At 69.1% G+C, this 217-nt stretch carries 1 protein-coding gene; it reads left to right on the plus strand.

The window, feature by feature from the left end; genetic code table 11:
- Positions 1 to 217: inorganic diphosphatase (locus DVH02_RS34500; protein WP_147286217.1), on the plus strand; the 217-nt coding region annotated here is incomplete at both ends.

Raw genomic sequence — 217 nt, forward strand, 5'->3', positions numbered from 1 at the left:
CGCGATCGGCATGTTCCGGATGACCGACGAGGCCGGCGGCGACGACAAGCTGCTGTGCGTCCCGGCGTCCGACCCCCGGGTGGAGCACCTGCGTGACATCCACCACGTCTCGGAGTTCGACCGCCTGGAGATCCAGCACTTCTTCGAGGTCTACAAGGACCTGGAGCCCGGCAAGTCCGTCGAGGGCGCCGACTGGGTCGGCCGCACCGAGGCGGAG

This window comes from Streptomyces corynorhini, from assembly GCF_003346515.1.
GTDB classification, from domain to species: Bacteria; Actinomycetota; Actinomycetes; order Streptomycetales; family Streptomycetaceae; genus Streptomyces; species Streptomyces corynorhini.